The organism is Marinobacterium sp. xm-g-59 (assembly GCF_013283315.1).
Classification (GTDB): Bacteria; Pseudomonadota; Gammaproteobacteria; order Pseudomonadales; family Balneatricaceae; genus Marinobacterium_E.
Genome location: NZ_WBYR01000004.1, coordinates 1 through 16,900, shown reverse-complemented (window position 1 = coordinate 16,900; position 16,900 = coordinate 1). Strand labels below are relative to the sequence as shown.

The following is a 16,900-nucleotide window of genomic DNA, read 5'->3' as shown; positions in this document are numbered from 1 at the left end:
GCTACTCCCTATTCTGAGCCAGAGAGGTCTCTTTAATCAGCTGACCTCCGTTCCATATCACCTGAATATCAGACCCATCCTTGGCTTTAAACTCAAGTGCTCGCCATCGCCCATCGCGATCGTACCAACTGACCGTTCTATCCAGATCACCGCCAAGGCGATAGCCATCCAATTGTACGGTTTCACCTCGGGCATCTAAGAGCGCAGAGCCCACAGACTCTGGTGAAATCTCATCCATATTACCGGTGATACTATTTAATACCTGCCGCTGATCAAGAATCTGCCGATACCAGTGATGGGTCGTCATTAACTCCGCTGGGTAGGCATGCACTCGCCCTTTTTTATCCACTGTCTCTAAAACATCGGATTTTTGGACGGCCGTGACCGATGACTCTTTTTTGTTGCTAACCGTTTTCACGTTGAGCTGCATGAGTCGATCATTTTGCCAAACCTCATTAGCCTGATATCGGTACTCATAGTTGAAAAAGCCAAAGACTTTCGCCGTTAACTCCATCTCGATCTCAGCGGCGACACGATCGTGGGTGACATCACTGAAACGAAGTGTGTAATGACCGACCGGCTCACCTTTGCGATAGACATCGTAAGTGATGACTTCTGGGTAGAGCTTGGCCTGACCAACCAATTGAGAGGCATTCAGGATAGGCGCTAAAAAAAGCCCCATCACAAAAACAGACTGTCTAATTATTAACATCATAGTCTGGATTACGACACCGAGAGAAAAGTGGTTCTCAGCCGGCAAGAAATTGGGTAGTCTTAGACTAAAGAATTAGTATAAAACGACTTGGAGATAATCGATGCGTTTCAAGAACAATCTGTTCATCGCTTCACTTGTTCTAACCGCTCCGCTGGCTTTTGCTGGTCCTAAGGTAGTGATGCAGACCAGCATGGGAGAGATCAAATTTGAACTCAACGATGAGAAAGCCCCCATCTCTACCGAAAACTTTCTGAACTATGTCGACAAAGATCATTATGAGGGTTTGGTTTTTCACCGAGTCATTCCAGGCTTCATGATTCAAGGCGGTGGTATGGATGCCGAGATGCGTGAGAGAAACACGGGCAGCCCGATTAAGAATGAGTCGATGAATGGGCTGAGCAATGTTCGAGGTTCCATTGCCATGGCCCGAACCCAAGCACCTGATAGCGCCACAGCGCAGTTCTATATCAACACAGTTGATAACTTAGGTCTTGATGGACGAACCAATCGCCCTGGATATGCGGTGTTCGGCAAAGTCATAGAAGGGATGGAGGTCGTCGATAAGATTTCCGCGGTACAAACCGGCAATGTCAGTTACTACCGGAATGTACCAAGAGAGCCGATCACAATTTTGAGCCTAGAACGTATCGATTAGCGCGATAGGTTCACTTGGTTCAGCCTGCGCGCATTGGCAACGACCGTCACTGACGACAGTGCCATCGCTGCGCCGGCGATCATCGGATTGAGTAAAAGACCAAACACGGGATATAGAATACCCGCAGCAACAGGAATCGCCGCGACATTGTAGAAAAATGCGCCGAACAAATTCTGTTTGATATTGTTGACCGTTAATCGCGACAACTGAATCGCATCCGCTACCGCATGCAAAGAGTTCTGCATCAGTGCTACATCAGCAGAAGCTAACGCCACATCAGTACCACCACCCATTGCATAACCAACATCCGCTTGCGCCAGCGCTGGGGCGTCATTAATACCATCCCCAACCATAGCAACCACCTCACCCTCGGCCTGAAGTTGGGCGATTGTCTGCAGTTTTTGCTCAGGCTGAACACCGGCAATGACTTCACTAATGCCTGCTTGTTTGGCGATCGCTTCAGCCGCCACTGAGTGATCGCCCGACAGTAGTACTAATCGAAGACCCATCACTTTGAAACGCTCGACGGCAGATTGACTATCATCACGAAGGGCATCATTCAAAGCAAACAGGGCTAAGACTCGGCTGCTATTAAACAACCAGACCAATGAGGCGCCCTCTTCACTCCACGCTTCTGCATCACAGACAAAATCGGATGAATCGATATCAAAGGTTTCCATCCATTGCCCGCTACCCAAACGATAGGTTTCATCGTCAATGACCGCTTCCACACCAGAACCAGAGATCGATCTGAATTGATCAACCTCGCAAGCGCCTCCCTCGAGTGAATGACTTAAGGCTTTAGAGAGTGGATGCTCAGAGTGTGAAGCAAGCGTTTTGGCGATTGCTGCATACTCAGGTGCAGCATGCTGATGAGTCAGTGAGGGTTTGCCTTGAGTCAATGTGCCGGTCTTATCCATGACGACACAGGTCAGGTCTTGTGATCGCTGCAGGGCATCGCCCTCTCGAATAAGCACACCCATTTTAGCAGCACGACCCACACCCACCATCACTGCCATTGGGGTCGCCAGACCCAACGCACAAGGGCAGGCCACAATTAATACGGTCATGCTGGCTAGAGTGGCATAAGACCAAGTCGGTTCTGGACCAACAAACCACCAGAGTGCAAACACAAGCAGTGCAATAAGAATGACGACGGGTACAAAGATAGAGGCTATTTTATCCGCCAACTTACCCAGTGCAGGTTTGCTGTTTTGTGCCTCTCTGACAGACGATAGGATTTGAGCGAGGCGAGTCTTCTGCCCTACTTCGGTCACACGAACCAGTAAAACGCCCTCACCATTGAGCGTGCCTCCGGTCACTTGGTCATCTAACTGACGTTGAACTGGAACAGACTCACCGGTCAGCATCGATTCGTCAACATAGCTACTGCCTTCAACCACTAGGGCATCAACCGGTATCGTCTGTCCTGGTAGGACTCGGACCAGATCACCAGGCAGCAGGAGTTGAATAGAGACCTCTTTGGCTTCACCTTCAATCACTTTTAGCGCTGTTTTCGGTTGTAAATTCATTAGGTGACGCAAGGCTTCTGCGGTCTGATTTCGCCCCTTAGCCTCTAAGGCTTGACCCAGCAGGATGAAGCCAATAATCATAACTGAGGCTTCAAAGTAGAGGTGTCTGGCTTGCGTGGGGATCGACTCTGGAATCCATTGAATGAACATCAGCAGAAGTGCTGAATAGAGCCAGGCTACCCCGGTGCCCAAGGCAATCAGTGTATCCATATTAAAATCGAGACGTTTAAAACTCTGAAGCGCCCCTCGGAAAATATGGCCACCTGAGTGGAACATCACCATCGCGGAGAGTGTAGCCGTGATTAGGCCATTCACCAGACCCTCTGAACTCTCCACCGGCGGCATGAGGCCTGCCAACATCTGAACCATCAAAAATGCACCCAGGCCAATCGCAACCCAGGCATGAGTGAAGGTCTGTTTTAGCTCTTGTTGATTCTGTTGATCACGAGCCGCAAGATCCTCTTCATTCTCTATAAGAGCGGCACCGTAGCCAGCATTGATGATCAGTTGTTCAACCTCAGTGGTTGGAAGATTCGACTCAACAGTAGCTGTTCGATCGGCGAAGTTGATCGCAAAATCAGAGATATCATCAGAAGCATTCAAGGCCTTTTCGATTGATCGAACACAGCCGGCACAACTGACTTTTGACAAAGCATATTGATGGATCGTCATGACACACTCCTATCGCTGTATAGCGGCGTAATCACCCTGCAGTTCAAACACTGTCTGCTCATTACCCACGGCGACGCTGATTGGTAGCCGCGCACGCTGTTTCTCTTGAAAACGCTGCCAGAACTGCTCAACGACAGCGTCATCTGGCAGTGTCGCAACCGCTTTCAGGCGATCGGTGACAGGGGCTAAATAGCGCTGTTCGCTTTTGGCAATCATAACATCGGCATCAATGCCACGCTCTCTGAGCCATAAGGTCAGCAGACACCAACCGCTCAGTGTCGCGATGGAGGCTATGGAACCCGCAAAGCCCGTTCCCTTATCGTTCAGATTCGGTTCTAGCGGTGCACTAAGTTGAAGTTGATTGCCAGTGTAATCGATCTCATCAATCTGCATAGCAGCCGTTAATGGAATGGCCTGATGCAGCCAACTAAGAAACGCCTGATCACTCACCCGTCCACTCCGCAACATATAGGGACTGATCCATTTCTGGAGCTTGGCGATCTCGCATTGGTTGACCTAAATAGATGAAGCCGACGATCTCTTCATTGTCATTAAGACCCAATCCCTTCTGCACATTCGCATCAAACATCAGATCACCCGAACGCCACATAGCTCCGACACCTTGTGCGTAAGCTGCCTGAACCACAGCTTGCGCGGCACAGGCGGCTGTCATTACCTGCTCAATCTCAGGCACTTTAGGGTGCTGTTGTATCACCGCAATCGCGACCACGATCATCGGTGCTCGAAGAGGCATATTCAGTAGGCGATTTCGTTGCGCCTCTTCAATATCAGGATTCTTAACTAAGGATGCATCAAGGTAGAGCTGGCCTAAACGATCAAGCGCAGATCCTTGAATGGTTAGGAAGCGGTAAGGTCGAAGCAGACCGTGATCGGGCGCTCGCGATGCGGCCTGAAACATCAGCTCCAGCTGCTTTGCTGTAGGCGCAGGCGCTTCCAACATGCCACAAGAGGTACGCTGGGTTAACAGTTCAATCGCATCCATCACAGGGCTCCTTATTGTCGGCTTAATCGTGGATTTTTTGGCAAAGTATCGAGCGTACTACGGTAAGGGTTGATATCCAGACCGCCTCGGCGCACGTAACGCGCATAAACCGTCAACTCTTCGGGCTGACAACGCTCTAAAATATCCATAAAGATCGTCTCTACACACTGCTCATGGAAATCGCCGTGTTCACGGTAGGAGATCAGATAGCCTAGCAGACCCTCCTCATCTATTTTCGGTCCACGATAACTGATTTGAACGCTCGCCCAATCGGGCTGACCTGTCACTGGACAGTTGGATTTAAGCAGGTGAGAAATCAGTGTCTCGGTGACGTTTTCACCTTGACTTGATAGTAGCTCAGGAGCTGGTTCGTAGTGAGCCACCGTGATATCAAGATCATCAATGCAACGACCGTCAAAGGATTCAATCTGCACCGCATCTTGAGGAGAGGTCAACGTCACCCGAACCTGACCGCCCGCCGCGTCTGATAGATCTTTAGCCATCTGAGCAGCCACCTCATCAGCAGAGTCAAAGCGACTCAGATTGTAGGAGTTTAGGTAGAGCTTAAATGACTTAGACTCGACGATATGCGTCGACGTTGCTGGGATATGAAACTGAGCCAGTGCAACAATCGGTTTGCCCTTAGCGTTCAACCAACTGATCTCATAACTGTTCCAGATATCTTCCCCAAAAAAGGGCAAGGTGGAGCGATCAACGCCGCGCGCTTGCCAATTGATATCTCGCTCTATGGGGTAAAGCAGTGAGGGATCGTACTGATTGGCGTAGACCGTCTCTTTACCTAGGGGTGAGTGGAGGACCTTTTCTGGTTCGTTCATTAGCTTCGAATCCCCTTACCTGTGTTTAGAAGGTGCAGCGCAAAGCCACCTAACACTGCAATAAACAGAATGATCATGCCAAACGCAAAGGTGACGTCAATATCACTAACGCCCAAGATTCCATAACGGAATGTATTCACCATGTAGAGAATGGGGTTGAGCTGAGAGACCCCCTGCCAAAACTCAGGCAACAGTGAGATTGAGTAAAACACGCCACCTAAATAGGTTAGAGGCGTCAGAATAAAGGTTGGCACCACCGCAATATCATCGAACGAATTCGCGTAGATCGCATTGATGAAGCCACCCAATGAGAAGACGACAGCAGTCAAAAACAGAATGCTGAGCGTTACAAAGGGGTGCGCTAACGTCAGATCAGTGAAGAACAGCGACAATAGAGTGACGATGAATCCAACGGCTAAACCACGAGCAACACCACCGATGACGTAACCGGCCAAAATCACCCAGTTAGGCACCGGTGCGACGAGCAGCTCTTCAATGTGACGTTGAAATTTAGTACCGAAAAATGACGAGACGACGTTTCCGTAAGAGTTGGTAATCACCGACATCATAATCAGACCCGGCACGATGAACTGCATGTAGTCGAATCCATCCATCTCACCGATCCGAGAGCCAACCAGATTCCCGAAGATAATAAAGTAGAGCGTCATGGTGATCGCAGGCGGAATCAGTGTCTGAACCCAAATTCGAGTAAAGCGTCGAACCTCTTTCACTACGATTGTTGAGAAGGCAACCCAAAGAAGATTTCCGTTCATTATTTAGCCCCCTTGTGTTCAACCAGTTCGACAAACAACTCTTCAAGACGGTTGGCTTTATTACGCATACTAAGCACGGCGATGTTTTGCGCTGTTAACTGCGCGAATACGCTGTTGAGACCATGCCCCTTAGGCAGATCGACTTCCAGGGTATGCTCATCGACTAAACGCGCTTCCAAGCCATCGAGATCGGGGAGACTCTTAAGATCTCGATCAAGATCTAGAATAAAGGTCTCGTTATTCAGTTTAGCCAACAACGATTTCATTGAACTATTTTGAATAATTTCACCCTGATCGATGATCGCGATATTGCGACAGAGTGACTCAGCCTCTTCAAGGTAGTGAGTCGTCAGGATGATCGTCGTGCCCTCTTCGTTGATCTTGGTAAGAAACTCCCACATCGATCGACGTAGCTCAATATCCACGCCTGCAGTCGGCTCATCCAGAATCAGCAATTTAGGGTTATGAACCAACGCACGAGCAATCATCAGACGACGTTTCATACCACCTGAGAGTTGGCGTGCTCGATTGTCACGTTTATCCCATAAACCCAAGGCTTTTAGGTAGTGCTCTGCACGCTCTTTGGCAATAGAGGAGGGGATCCCGTAGTAACCCGCTTGAGTCACAACGATGTCTTCAACTTTCTCAAAGAAGTTGAAGTTAAACTCCTGAGGGACAATGCCCATGCAGAGCTTTGCTTGGGTCAGGTCAGAATCAATATTGTGGCCAAAGACTGACACACTACCATCCGTTTTATTGACCAAGGATGTGACGATACCCAATGTGGTCGATTTACCCGCCCCATTGGGACCTAGCAGAGCGAAAAAATCGCCCTGCTTTACATCCAGATCGATCCCTTTAAGCGCTTTAAAGCCATTCCCGTAGGTTTTTTCCAACCCACGAATTTGAAGAGCAAGTTCCATTCAGTGCTAACCTTTGAGAAAATTAACTCAGTAACGTATTCATAGTTAAACGCAAATTATACAGACAAACAGGGACTATCCGTTGACCGATTTTCATCAATTTCATCTAAATCTACTGAAGCTTGGCTATAACAACCTTATAAAGCAGCCACCTTTCAACAGTGACGAAACCTTAACAACGGAGTCCGATGAGCTGCTTGCGCTGTTTGAACAGACAATCGCTGCCTACGAAGAGCACTCAGCGGACGCGTTTGAACTGGGCCAGACCCTAATGACGCGAATCGTGGGAGCATTCCCACAACACCTACCCCTGCTATCTCGCGATTTACTCTGGCTATTTGGCGGTGATTGTATTCACTATCTGGGCGATGAGGAGATTGCACAGTACCAAGCACTCGACGAAGCACGATTCGAGCAAGAGTCACAAGATGCAACAATCGACTATCTTCAGCTACGAAATATGATGATTACGCCGTTAGACGATAAGAGACATTAAGAAGAGGAGATTGGAGCGGGAAACGAGGCTCGAACTCGCGACCTCAACCTTGGCAAGGTTGCGCTCTACCAACTGAGCTATTCCCGCAAAAATGGCGTCCCATAGGGGGTTCGAACCCCTGTTACCGCCGTGAAAGGGCGGTGTCCTAGGCCACTAGACGAATGGGACGTCGTAGACAATACATTGGAGCGGGAAACGAGGCTCGAACTCGCGACCTCAACCTTGGCAAGGTTGCGCTCTACCAACTGAGCTATTCCCGCGGATGGCGTCCCATAGGGGGTTCGAACCCCTGTTACCGCCGTGAAAGGGCGGTGTCCTAGGCCACTAGACGAATGGGACAACACTTAATGTATTGCGTTCCTCTGTGAGGAGGCGCAAATAATACGGAGCACCCTATTAGCCGTCAACCCCTCATTTCGAAAAAATTACAATTTTCCTCGAATATTTGAGTCAACTGATTAAATTCTAGGCACCCTCCCCGTTAAAACCTCTAACCTGTCAAACGGTTGGCACGATAATCGGCAATCGCCTGCTCTATCTCATCCGTTGTATTCATGACAAACGGACCATACTGTGCAATTGGCTCACCGATCGCTTCACCCGCAATCAACATCAGTCTCGCCCCCTCTGCACCCGCTGTCAGTTGAATCGCATCACCGTCGGACAACTCGGCTGCCTCATGGATCTCTAGCTTATCATCAGCAAGATAACCCGTCCCTTCGAATAGATAGACAAAACCTGACAGGTTCTCAGCGACAGGCAGTTCAAGCTCGGCATTCGGTGATAAACGAACCTCCATAAAAATGGGCTGACGACTGATCCCTGACACTGGCCCTGTGTAGTGCTGGCCATCAAACTCAAACGAACCCGCCACCAATCGAATGAAGGCATTAGGTAGTTGAATCTCGGTGATCTCCTCGGGTTCAATATTTTGATAAGCCGCCGGCTTCATCTTCTCGCTTGCAGGTAGATTGACCCATAACTGGAATCCGCGCATTAAGCCGTTCTCTTGCTGAGGCATCTCTTCATGAATCACACCGCGCCCCGCTGTCATCCACTGCACACTCCCTGGACGCAGGATCCCCTCATTACCCATATGGTCACGATGTTTCATTAAGCCATCGAGCATGTAGGTGACTGTCTCAAAACCACGGTGCGGATGGGCAGGAAAACCGGCAATGTAGTCATCAGGATCGTCTGACGAGAAGCAATCCAACATCAGAAATGGATCGATGCGTGCGAATTGGCTTTTGCCTACACTGCGACGAATCCGAACCCCAGCACCATCCATACTGTCGACGCCGGGCACTCGACGCTTAATCACTCGGTTCATAACGATTCTCCTTTTTATTGTCGTTTCAGCCGTTTACACAAACGCTGCTCGAGCCTGTTCTAGTGACTGATCTCGATGCGTATCCATCGCGAGCCCTTCAGCCAAAACAAGACGAGTATCTTTAAGCCCAATAAAGCCTAGGAACTGTTTTACAAAATCAACCTGGAAATCCTGACCCTGCTCTGCGTAAAGACCACCACGAGTTGCAACTAGGTATACGGGTTTATCTTCGATTAGACCTACTGGGCCTTGTTCTGTGTAATGGAACGTCACCCCAGCACGAGCCAGGTGATCAAACCAGGATTTAAGCTGACTTGGAATATTGAAATTGTACATTGGCAAACCGATAACAATCGTATCAGCCGATTTAACTTCAGCAAGCAGTGCGTCAGCAAACTCAACGATAGCACTCTGTTCAGCGTCACGCTCTTCAGCCGGACTATTCAATGCTGTTACTCGGTAAGCATCCAAATGAGGTACAGGATCACTAGCTAGATCACGCTCGATGACCACGCCATCACTGTTTTCATCCAGCCATTTATCAACAAAGCTTTTCGCCAGTTGCGCTGACTGACCATTGTCGCCAAATAGAGATGTTTTAATATGAAGTAGAGTTGCCATTTCAATATCCTCTTAATCAATAACTTATTTGTTGAAATCATAATCTCATCTATAATTTCGATGATAAATAGCAAAAATTAGTTTAATTCAATCGATAATTTAGATGGGTATTGAGTGATATCTTTAGAACAGTGGCAGGCTCTTATTGCCGTGGCTGATAACGAAAGCTTTGCGAAAGCGGCCGAAGCGATCAATAAAAGTCAATCAACGCTTAGTTATGCCATCAAACAGATTGAGCAGAGTACCGGCGTACAACTTTCCACCACTCAAGGTCGGCGTGCGGTCTTGACCACAGAGGGTGAACAGCTAGTGGTTCATGCCCGTGAGCTGATCGCACGAGCAACCCGCATTGAGACTCTCGCCAGTCAGTTTGCATTGGGCGCAGAGGCTCGTATCAAGCTTCGTATTGAGGCAATTTACCCGAACAGTATCATTCTCGAAGCGCTAGAACGTTTTTCAACACTGCAACCGCAGACCAAGATTGACTATCAACGCTCAGTTCTTAGCGGTTCTGAGCAAGCCCTGCTTGAGAGGAATGCCGATATCGTCATCGGTGGTCGAGTGCCACCAGGCTTTGTCGGTCAGAGTTTAGGACGATTTAGGTTTGTAGCGGCCGCTGCCCCCTCTCACCCACTGCATCAAATTGAGACACCCATTACCCTCGAAATGCTTCAAGAGCACCGACAACTCGTCGTGAGAGACACAGGCGTTCGTAATATTGATGCGGGGTGGCTCGGGGCCAATCAGCGTTGGACGCTCGATTCGCCCGATCTCTCTATTGAGGCTGCTATTAAGGGTATGGGGTTCGCCTGGTACGCCGAAGCGCTGATTGCAAACCACCTCGCCAGCGGAGCGTTAAAACCCCTCAATTTAGCAGAAGGCAACGAGCGCTTTGCGGAGCTCCACCTAATACTGACGCATGGCGAGACATCTACTCCAGGAGTAAAAGCGTTAGCACAGCTGATCACCGAGGCTCAGTCAGAGTTTTGTTGAGACTCGATCCTTGCTGGGTCAGATACGTCTGATGTGCTTTCTGTATAGGGAGCATCTAATTCAAGCGAAGCTTTTTCAACCAAATCAGCCGGTAGCTCTTTTTGAACAGAGACACCCAACTCTTTAAACTCAGCCGCCTGTTTGATGAGGTTCCCCTTACCTGAGTAGAGCTGACCCAAGGCTTTATCGTAACTGGTGCGCGCACTGTCGAGCTTACGTCCAACATCTTGCATACTCATAAGGAAAGAGCTGAGTTTGCTATAGACTTTTTCTGCACGGTCGGCCAGCTGAGCACTGTGTTTTGATTGATCTTCAAAGCGCCACAGCTGACGCACAATATTCAAAGCCGTTAATAGCGTCGTTGGTGTTGCCACCAGTACCTGCTTTTCAATCGCCTCTTGGAATAGCGTCTCATTGTATTTGAGCGCTTCAACATAGGCCGATTCAATCGGCACAAACATCACAACCACCTCTGGTGAGTTGAGCCCATTGAGCTTGAAATAGCTTTTGTCGGATAGCTCTTTAATGCGAGCTTGCATCGCTTCAGCATGCTCTTTGAGCGCCTGAGCCCGCTCATGGGGATCTTCCGCATTTACGTAGCGTGTGTAAGCAGATAGTGAGGTTTTGGCATCAATAATCAAATGCTTGTTCTGTGGAAGATAGACCACAACATCAGGGCGCTGTCTCCCCTCTTCAGTATTGATGCTCACTTCACGCTTGTAGTCTTTACCTCGGCGCAATCCACTGGAATCGAGGACATTTTCGAGCATCAGCTCACCCCAGTTACCCTGCATCTTCTTCTGACCCTGAAGCGCGGAACTGAGTCGCTCAGCTTCCGTAGTAATTTTCGCATTGAGATCTTTTAGCTGCTGCAGTTCCGTCGTCAGCTTGGAGCGCTGCTCGTTATCAAACTGGTGTATCTTCTCGATGCGCTCTTTGAACCCTTTCATCTCAGACGTCATCGGTTTTAACAGAGCGTCCAAACGCTGCTGGCTCTGCTCCTGAAAGCTTTTCCCTTTCGCTTCAAGAATCTCTTGCGCCAGCGCTTCGAACTCCCTTTTTAAAAGGGTACGACTCTCTTCCAGCTGTTTGATCTGCTGAGCGAAATGCACCTCTTTCTGCTCAAGTTCAGTGTCACGACGCGCTTTCTCTTCACCCAACTGCATTAGCTGGTTTCGTAACTGAGCCGACTGCTGCCTCTCAACCTCCAACTCGCCTTTTAACTCAGATAGACGGGACTCCTTTTCTGCAATCAGGGACTCTTTAGAGGTCAGTTGAGACTCGACCACCGCCAACTTAGATTCAAGCTGCACTTGCTGTTGAGCCACCTCTGAAAGTCTATGGGCAAGGGATGAGCGGTGCCATAGATAACCCACAACTATGACAACAACACTGAAACCTAACGCGACTAACAACTCCAAAACCCACTCCTAAAACCGATCAAACAGCTTGTTCAAATTAAGGACACAGATTAACCTGTTTCAATAAGTGGACCCAAGCCCCGAGTTAAGAAATAGAGCATTTAATGACGATAAAAACCGCCATCATTGGCTATGGATTTGCAGCTAAAACCTTTCACGAGCCTTTTTTAAGAACACTTGATGGCTATGAACTGATTGCAGCTAGCGGATCTAATGCAACCGAGGCCAAACAGTACTGGCCTGAGATGATCGCCTATCGCCACTATCAAGAGATGCTCGAATCGAGCAGTGCGGAACTCTACATTGTCACCACTCCAAACGATTCCCATTTTGAGATCACTCAGGCTCTGCTTAAAGCCGGAAAGCGGGTTATCCTCGACAAGCCCGCCTGCACATCGAGTTCACAGTTGAACGAGTTAATTCGTTTAGAGAAGGAATCATCGGGCTCGGTCAGCATCTTTCAAAACAGACGCTGGGATGGTGACTTTCTCACCCTTAAAAAGCTACTTAGGTCAGGTCGATTGGGTGAAATCAGACGTTTTGAGTCGCACTTTGATCGTGCCAGGCCAATCCCTAAAACTCGCTGGCGCGAACTTCCCGGTGAGGGAGCGGGCATCTGGTTTGATCTTGGGCCTCACCTTGTTGACCAAGCCTTGCAACTCTTTGGTAAACCCTCAGCCGTCACCGCGGATATCAGGACGTTAAGGGAGGGAGCTTCTGTTGATGACTATTTTGATGTACTGCTTCACTACTCAAACACAGTCGTTAAACTGCACAGCTCACCCTTCTGCTTTGGCCGCCCTCTAAGATTCGATGTTCAGGGAACCCAAGGTCGATTTGTGAAATATGCTATGGATCCCCAAGAGGCTCAACTCATTAACGGCAAAGCATTCTCTACGCCAAGTTGGGCCGCAGAGGAGTTTGCTAACTTTGGCAGACTGCATAACGAACAAGGCGATGAGAGGGTCACAACAGAGCTAGGCAATTACGCCCAGTTTTTTGAGCAGGTTAAAGGCTTTATAGAGGGTGTTGCAGACAACCCCGTACCTTTGGAATCTGTTGTCGATCAAATCGCCATTATTGAAGCGGGATTTCTATCCTCACAGGAACAGAAGAGTATCGAGCTCATTTAGAATGTATCGGTAGGTCCTGCACCTTCACGCACAATAACAACTTCGTCATTTGTCAGGTTTAGCACCGTCGTTGGATCCATACCACAGTAGCCGCCATCAATAACGAGATCAACCGCATGCTCTAGCAAGTCGCGAATGTCATAAGGATCGGTCAGGGGCATCTCTTCATCAGGCATGATCAGAGTCGTACTCATGATAGGTTCACCCAAAGTTTCTGCGATGGCCATGGCAATTTTATTATCCGGTATGCGAATCCCTATGGTACGGCGCTTAGGGTGCATTAAGCGTCTAGGAACTTCCGTCGTCGCGTTGAGAATGAAGGTATAAGCACCAGGAGTATGTGACTTAATAAAGCGGAACATACTGTTACCTAACTTTGCGTAGGTTCCAATCTCTGAGAGGTCACGACAGACCAGCGTGAAGTTATGCTTATCATCGAGCCTGCGAATACGCTGGATACGCTCCATGGCGTTCTTATCACCAAGGTGACAGCCTAGTGCATAACCTGAATCCGTCGGGTAGATAATCACTCCGCCCTTATTCAGAATCTCAACGGCCTGCGACACCAGTCTCGCTTGCGGGTTATCGGGGTGAATCGAGAAGAACTGGCTCATAGTAACTCCGTGCCGTTAAGCACATAACTGCTCAACGATGACTCGTTGTGCATCAAAATGGGGATAACGACCTAAGGCCGTCCAACGTTGATCGGGGGAGTGGAAGTCACTGCCTGCAGAGACCCAACAATTTGCTCGATCAGCCAACTTAATCAGTTCATGCTGATGACCCGGTGTCACTCCAGGATAGCTCACCTCTAACCCATCAGCCCCCGCTGAAAGCATGTCAGACATCAGTTCACGAAGCTTAGTAAAGGTCATCTTGTACTTAGTGGGGTGAGCAAGAATCGCCACACCGCCGGCCTCTTTAATCAGAGCAATACTCTGCTCGATGGCTGGCCATTCCGCTTTAACATCGCCCGCACAACCTTGACCTAAGTATTTATCAAAGGCCTCTTGCATTGACTCGACTTTACCCAGCTCTAATAGCGCCTGGGCAAAGTGGGGGCGACCAATTTGACCCTCTCCTGCATACTTTTTAGCGAGATCAAACAGACCTCGAGCAACACCACGCTTCTCTAATCGCTCTGCAATCTTCTCTGCACGCTGGTACCTGAGCTGAATCAAGTGATCCATATAGGATTCAAACTTGTCGGAACTAGAGTCAAAGCCAAGTCCCACCAGATGAATAACACGACCACGCCAGTCACAGGTCAACTCAACACCGTTTATAAACTGGATGCCGTGGCGATCTGCTTCCACTTTCGCTTCAGCCAATCCACCTAAGGTATCGTGATCCGTCAATGCCATGACCTTCACATCGGTTTTGGAGATGCGCTGCACTAACTCCGTTGGACTTAAGGTGCCATCGGAAACATTACTGTGCATATGAAGATCAAATTGACCAATTGCTGGAATCATCATTTTTAACTTTGCGTTTGAGCTTTTATACTGTGGCAAATTTTTCAGAGGTTCTTTATGAAGATACTACTCGATTTTCTTCCAGTTATCGTCTTTTTTGCGGTCTATAAGTTCACCAATGACATTTTGTTGGCGACCGCTGTTCTAATACCGGCAACGCTTTTGCAGATGCTCTACTCTTGGAAAGTTCAAGGCAAGATCGAGAAAATGCAGCTTGTGACACTGGTCTTAGTGGTTCTACTGGGTGGTGCAACACTCGCCTTTCAAGACAAAGCGTTCATCCAGTGGAAGCCGACCATCGTTAACTGGCTATTTGCGGTAGGCTTTTTAGCCACTCAGTTCATTGGTGACAAGACCGTCGTTGAGCGTCTGATGGGCTCAAGCATGGAGTTACCCAAAGCGGTATGGTCACGTTTGAATCTTGCTTGGGTCGTTTTCTTTGTTGCAGTCGGCATTGTCAATCTCTACGTTGCCTACAACTTCAGTGAAGAGATCTGGGTCGATTTCAAACTCTTCGGTATGCTCGGTTTAACCATCCTTTTCATCATTCTTCAGGGCCTCTATATTGCAAAACATGCAAAAGAGCCTGAAGCACCCACCGAAAAATAGAGGTGTTTATGTACTACGCTATTATCTCTGAAGATAAACCTAATTCACTGGATCGCCGATTGGCTGCTCGCCCTGAGCACTTAGAGAGACTTAAAGCATTAAGTGCTGAAGGTCGACTTCTGGTTGCAGGCCCCCACCCTGCGATCGATTCTGAAGATCCGGGTGAAGCAGGGTTCACAGGCAGCCTAGTGATCGCTGAATTTGCCTCTCTGGAAGATGCAAAATCTTGGGCAGATGCGGATCCCTACGTCGCCGCTGATGTCTACGCAGAGGTTAAAGTAAAGCCGTACAAAAAAGTTTTACCTTAAATCACATTTTTTCAAATCTTGGTCTATAGTTAAATTAGGGTTAAGACTCGCCCAGTTAATATAGGCATTAAGACTTAACAACAGGTCGAACAAGATAGGAATTAGATAATGAAAAAGATCGCACTCGCTACAAGTATGTTACTAGCTATTGCTAGCGGTTCAGCAATGGCTCATGGCGACTTCCCAGGCTATGTTACTCATGAAACCGAAGGTTACATTGTTAAAACACCTGCTGGTGAATGTATTAAGACTCCCAACTGGTCTGCTAACTTTGTGCCAGCTGAGTGTGGCGGCACAGCAGCTCCGACTGTTGAAGAGGAGATGGCAAAACCAGCAGAACCAAAAATGGTCGAAGTCGAAGCTAAACGTAAATTTGCTGTCTACTTTGACTTCAACAGCACCAAAGTGGGCTCGCTTAGTAGTGTAATTGATTTTATTAAATCACTTTCATACGTTGAGAGCGTTAAGCTAGTAGGCTACGCAGACCGCATCGGTTCAGACGCTTACAACCAGAAGCTCTCTCTTGATCGTGCTACCGCTGTTGCATCAGAGCTTAAAGGCGCTGGCGTTACAGATTGGAAACTACGAGTGGATGCTAAAGGTGAAACAGCTCCGGTAGCGAACTGTACTGGCAAAGGCGCTCAACTAATCGCCTGTCTTCGTCCAGACCGCCGTGTCGACATCGAAGTAGCAGGTGAAAAAACTGAGAAGCAGATGTAATCTAAGAGTTACACACGCTTCAAGAGCCGGCGCGTAGCCGGCTTTTTTGTATTTAAGGTATCTGAAGATGTTTAAGACTTTCACTCTGTTTGCTCTTTTATCCAGCCCCCTAGTAATGGCTAGTGACTATGAGCCGCAAAAGGTGGTGTATCACATCAACTATGGGGATGAATCACGCATTGGACACACCTTCAGCAACATCTCAAATCATATTAATGAATTGGGTGAGGACAGTGTCGAGATCAAAGCGGTTATCCATGGAGAGGCGATCGAATACTTTATGTCGGCAGTTGACGATACCGCTAAACAGGGCGCCATCGATACGCTGAAGTTTATGGGCACTGAGTTTGTCATTTGTGGAAACTCACTGACCGGATACCAAATTGGCTACGACGCACTTTACGATGTCAGTGAAGAGGACGTTGTCAAAGCCGGACTCCCTGAAATCGTCCGACTGCAGCAACAGGGTTATATCTACGTTAGACCCTAGATGCCAATACAAGCCTTTAGATACAAAAAAGCCGCTTCAAGTATGAGCGGCTTTTTTATGAGCAGTGTCCCGTCCTGAAATAGGTTTACACATTGAGGACCTATTATGGAAAAGGCAATAACACCAAGGCGCAAGCGTACCCAACGCGATTACACATTGGGCTTTAAATTGCAGGTTGTTAACGCAGTTGAA

At 48.4% G+C, this 16,900-nt stretch carries 20 protein-coding genes and 4 tRNA genes; 8 read left to right on the top strand and 16 right to left on the bottom strand.

What is annotated here, in order from left to right; all coding sequences use genetic code 11:
- Position 1: 1 nt before the first annotated feature.
- Complete coding sequence (locus tag XMG59_RS05970) at positions 2-715, bottom strand: DUF6134 family protein (RefSeq protein ID WP_173481385.1); 714 nt, start codon at positions 713-715, stop codon at positions 2-4.
- Between the two features lie 100 nt (positions 716-815).
- On the opposite strand from XMG59_RS05970, the gene XMG59_RS05965 reads away from it, so the two are divergent.
- Positions 816-1,370: a peptidylprolyl isomerase gene (locus XMG59_RS05965; protein ID WP_173481386.1), complete on the top strand. Its 555-nt coding sequence runs from the start codon at positions 816-818 to the stop codon at positions 1,368-1,370.
- Here the strand turns inward: XMG59_RS05965 and XMG59_RS05960 are convergent.
- Genes XMG59_RS05960 through XMG59_RS05935 form a run of 6 tightly spaced genes read right to left on the bottom strand, consistent with a single transcriptional unit; the run spans position 1,367 to position 7,109 of the window.
- A complete protein-coding gene (locus XMG59_RS05960) occupies positions 1,367-3,574 on the bottom strand; it encodes a heavy metal translocating P-type ATPase (protein WP_173481387.1) in 2,208 nt (735 codons plus the stop codon). The two genes, XMG59_RS05965 and XMG59_RS05960, sit on opposite strands and share 4 nt — an antisense overlap.
- Before the next feature lie 9 nt (positions 3,575-3,583).
- Complete coding sequence (locus tag XMG59_RS05955; protein WP_173481388.1) at positions 3,584-4,024, bottom strand: YiiD C-terminal domain-containing protein; 441 nt, start codon at positions 4,022-4,024, stop codon at positions 3,584-3,586.
- Positions 4,017-4,577: a nitroreductase family protein gene (locus tag XMG59_RS05950; RefSeq protein ID WP_173481389.1), complete on the bottom strand. Its 561-nt coding sequence runs from the start codon at positions 4,575-4,577 to the stop codon at positions 4,017-4,019. The genes XMG59_RS05955 and XMG59_RS05950 overlap by 8 nt, the downstream gene beginning before the upstream one ends.
- A gap of 11 nt (positions 4,578-4,588) precedes the next feature.
- A complete protein-coding gene (queF, locus tag XMG59_RS05945) occupies positions 4,589-5,413 on the bottom strand; it encodes an NADPH-dependent 7-cyano-7-deazaguanine reductase QueF (protein ID WP_173498381.1) in 825 nt (274 codons plus the stop codon).
- Positions 5,413-6,186: an ABC transporter permease gene (locus XMG59_RS05940; RefSeq protein ID WP_173483389.1), complete on the bottom strand. Its 774-nt coding sequence runs from the start codon at positions 6,184-6,186 to the stop codon at positions 5,413-5,415. The genes queF and XMG59_RS05940 overlap by 1 nt, the downstream gene beginning before the upstream one ends.
- A complete protein-coding gene (locus tag XMG59_RS05935; protein ID WP_173481392.1) occupies positions 6,186-7,109 on the bottom strand; it encodes an ABC transporter ATP-binding protein in 924 nt (307 codons plus the stop codon). Before XMG59_RS05935 ends, XMG59_RS05940 begins: the two co-directional genes overlap by 1 nt.
- Positions 7,110-7,191: 82 nt before the next feature.
- On the opposite strand from XMG59_RS05935, the gene XMG59_RS05930 reads away from it, so the two are divergent.
- Complete coding sequence (locus XMG59_RS05930; protein ID WP_173481393.1) at positions 7,192-7,605, top strand: PA2817 family protein; 414 nt, start codon at positions 7,192-7,194, stop codon at positions 7,603-7,605.
- Between the two features lie 11 nt (positions 7,606-7,616).
- On the opposite strand, the gene XMG59_RS05925 is transcribed toward XMG59_RS05930, so the two are convergent.
- The 6 genes from XMG59_RS05925 to XMG59_RS05900 form a co-directional block, all read right to left on the bottom strand.
- Positions 7,617-7,692 (bottom strand) — tRNA-Gly (locus tag XMG59_RS05925).
- 5 nt (positions 7,693-7,697) lie between these two features.
- Positions 7,698-7,773 (bottom strand) — tRNA-Glu (locus tag XMG59_RS05920).
- 16 nt (positions 7,774-7,789) lie between these two features.
- Positions 7,790-7,865, bottom strand: a tRNA-Gly gene (locus XMG59_RS05915).
- Between the two features lie 3 nt (positions 7,866-7,868).
- A tRNA-Glu gene (locus XMG59_RS05910) sits at positions 7,869-7,944 on the bottom strand.
- 151 nt (positions 7,945-8,095) lie between these two features.
- Complete coding sequence (locus tag XMG59_RS05905) at positions 8,096-8,938, bottom strand: pirin family protein (RefSeq protein WP_173481394.1); 843 nt, start codon at positions 8,936-8,938, stop codon at positions 8,096-8,098.
- Between the two features lie 33 nt (positions 8,939-8,971).
- Positions 8,972-9,559, bottom strand: coding sequence for an FMN-dependent NADH-azoreductase (locus tag XMG59_RS05900; RefSeq protein WP_173481395.1), 588 nt, complete (start codon positions 9,557-9,559; stop codon positions 8,972-8,974).
- A 114-nt stretch (positions 9,560-9,673) separates the two neighbouring features.
- Here XMG59_RS05900 and XMG59_RS05895 point away from each other — a divergent pair, with 114 nt between their 5' ends.
- Complete coding sequence (locus XMG59_RS05895) at positions 9,674-10,552, top strand: LysR family transcriptional regulator (protein ID WP_173484606.1); 879 nt, start codon at positions 9,674-9,676, stop codon at positions 10,550-10,552.
- Here XMG59_RS05895 and rmuC read toward each other — a convergent pair.
- Positions 10,534-11,973 carry a DNA recombination protein RmuC gene (rmuC, locus tag XMG59_RS05890; protein ID WP_254447071.1) on the bottom strand — a complete coding sequence of 480 codons (1,440 nt, stop codon included), beginning with the start codon at positions 11,971-11,973 and terminating at the stop codon, positions 10,534-10,536. The two genes, XMG59_RS05895 and rmuC, sit on opposite strands and share 19 nt — an antisense overlap.
- A 104-nt stretch (positions 11,974-12,077) precedes the next feature.
- Between rmuC and XMG59_RS05885 the strand changes: the two genes are divergently transcribed.
- The gene (locus XMG59_RS05885) at positions 12,078-13,106 is read left to right on the top strand and encodes a Gfo/Idh/MocA family oxidoreductase (protein WP_173494823.1); all 1,029 of its coding nucleotides are present in this window, start codon (positions 12,078-12,080) and stop codon (positions 13,104-13,106) included.
- Here the strand turns inward: XMG59_RS05885 and XMG59_RS05880 are convergent.
- Together XMG59_RS05880 and XMG59_RS05875 are read right to left on the bottom strand one after the other, a co-directional pair.
- Positions 13,103-13,720 (bottom strand): L-threonylcarbamoyladenylate synthase, encoded by a 618-nt coding sequence (locus XMG59_RS05880; protein ID WP_173494822.1) that lies wholly within the window; start codon positions 13,718-13,720, stop codon positions 13,103-13,105. The genes XMG59_RS05885 and XMG59_RS05880 overlap by 4 nt on opposite strands.
- Positions 13,721-13,735: 15 nt before the next feature.
- Entirely contained in the window at positions 13,736-14,584 is an 849-nt protein-coding gene (locus XMG59_RS05875) for a PHP domain-containing protein (protein WP_173498380.1), read from the bottom strand.
- Positions 14,585-14,638: 54 nt separating this feature from the next.
- Here XMG59_RS05875 and XMG59_RS05870 point away from each other — a divergent pair, with 54 nt between their 5' ends.
- The 4 genes from XMG59_RS05870 to XMG59_RS05855 all read left to right on the top strand — a co-directional run bounded on the left by XMG59_RS05870 (position 14,639) and on the right by XMG59_RS05855 (position 16,708).
- Positions 14,639-15,190 carry a septation protein A gene (locus XMG59_RS05870; protein ID WP_173481401.1) on the top strand — a complete coding sequence of 184 codons (552 nt, stop codon included), beginning with the start codon at positions 14,639-14,641 and terminating at the stop codon, positions 15,188-15,190.
- An 8-nt stretch (positions 15,191-15,198) separates the two neighbouring features.
- Entirely contained in the window at positions 15,199-15,498 is a 300-nt protein-coding gene (locus XMG59_RS05865; RefSeq protein WP_173481402.1) for a YciI family protein, read from the top strand.
- A 108-nt stretch (positions 15,499-15,606) separates the two neighbouring features.
- On the top strand, positions 15,607-16,218 hold the full coding sequence (locus XMG59_RS05860) for an OmpA family protein (RefSeq protein ID WP_173498379.1): 612 nt from the start codon (positions 15,607-15,609) through the stop codon (positions 16,216-16,218).
- 67 nt (positions 16,219-16,285) lie between these two features.
- Entirely contained in the window at positions 16,286-16,708 is a 423-nt protein-coding gene (locus tag XMG59_RS05855; RefSeq protein WP_173498378.1) for a DsrE family protein, read from the top strand.
- Positions 16,709-16,900 lie beyond the last annotated feature (192 nt).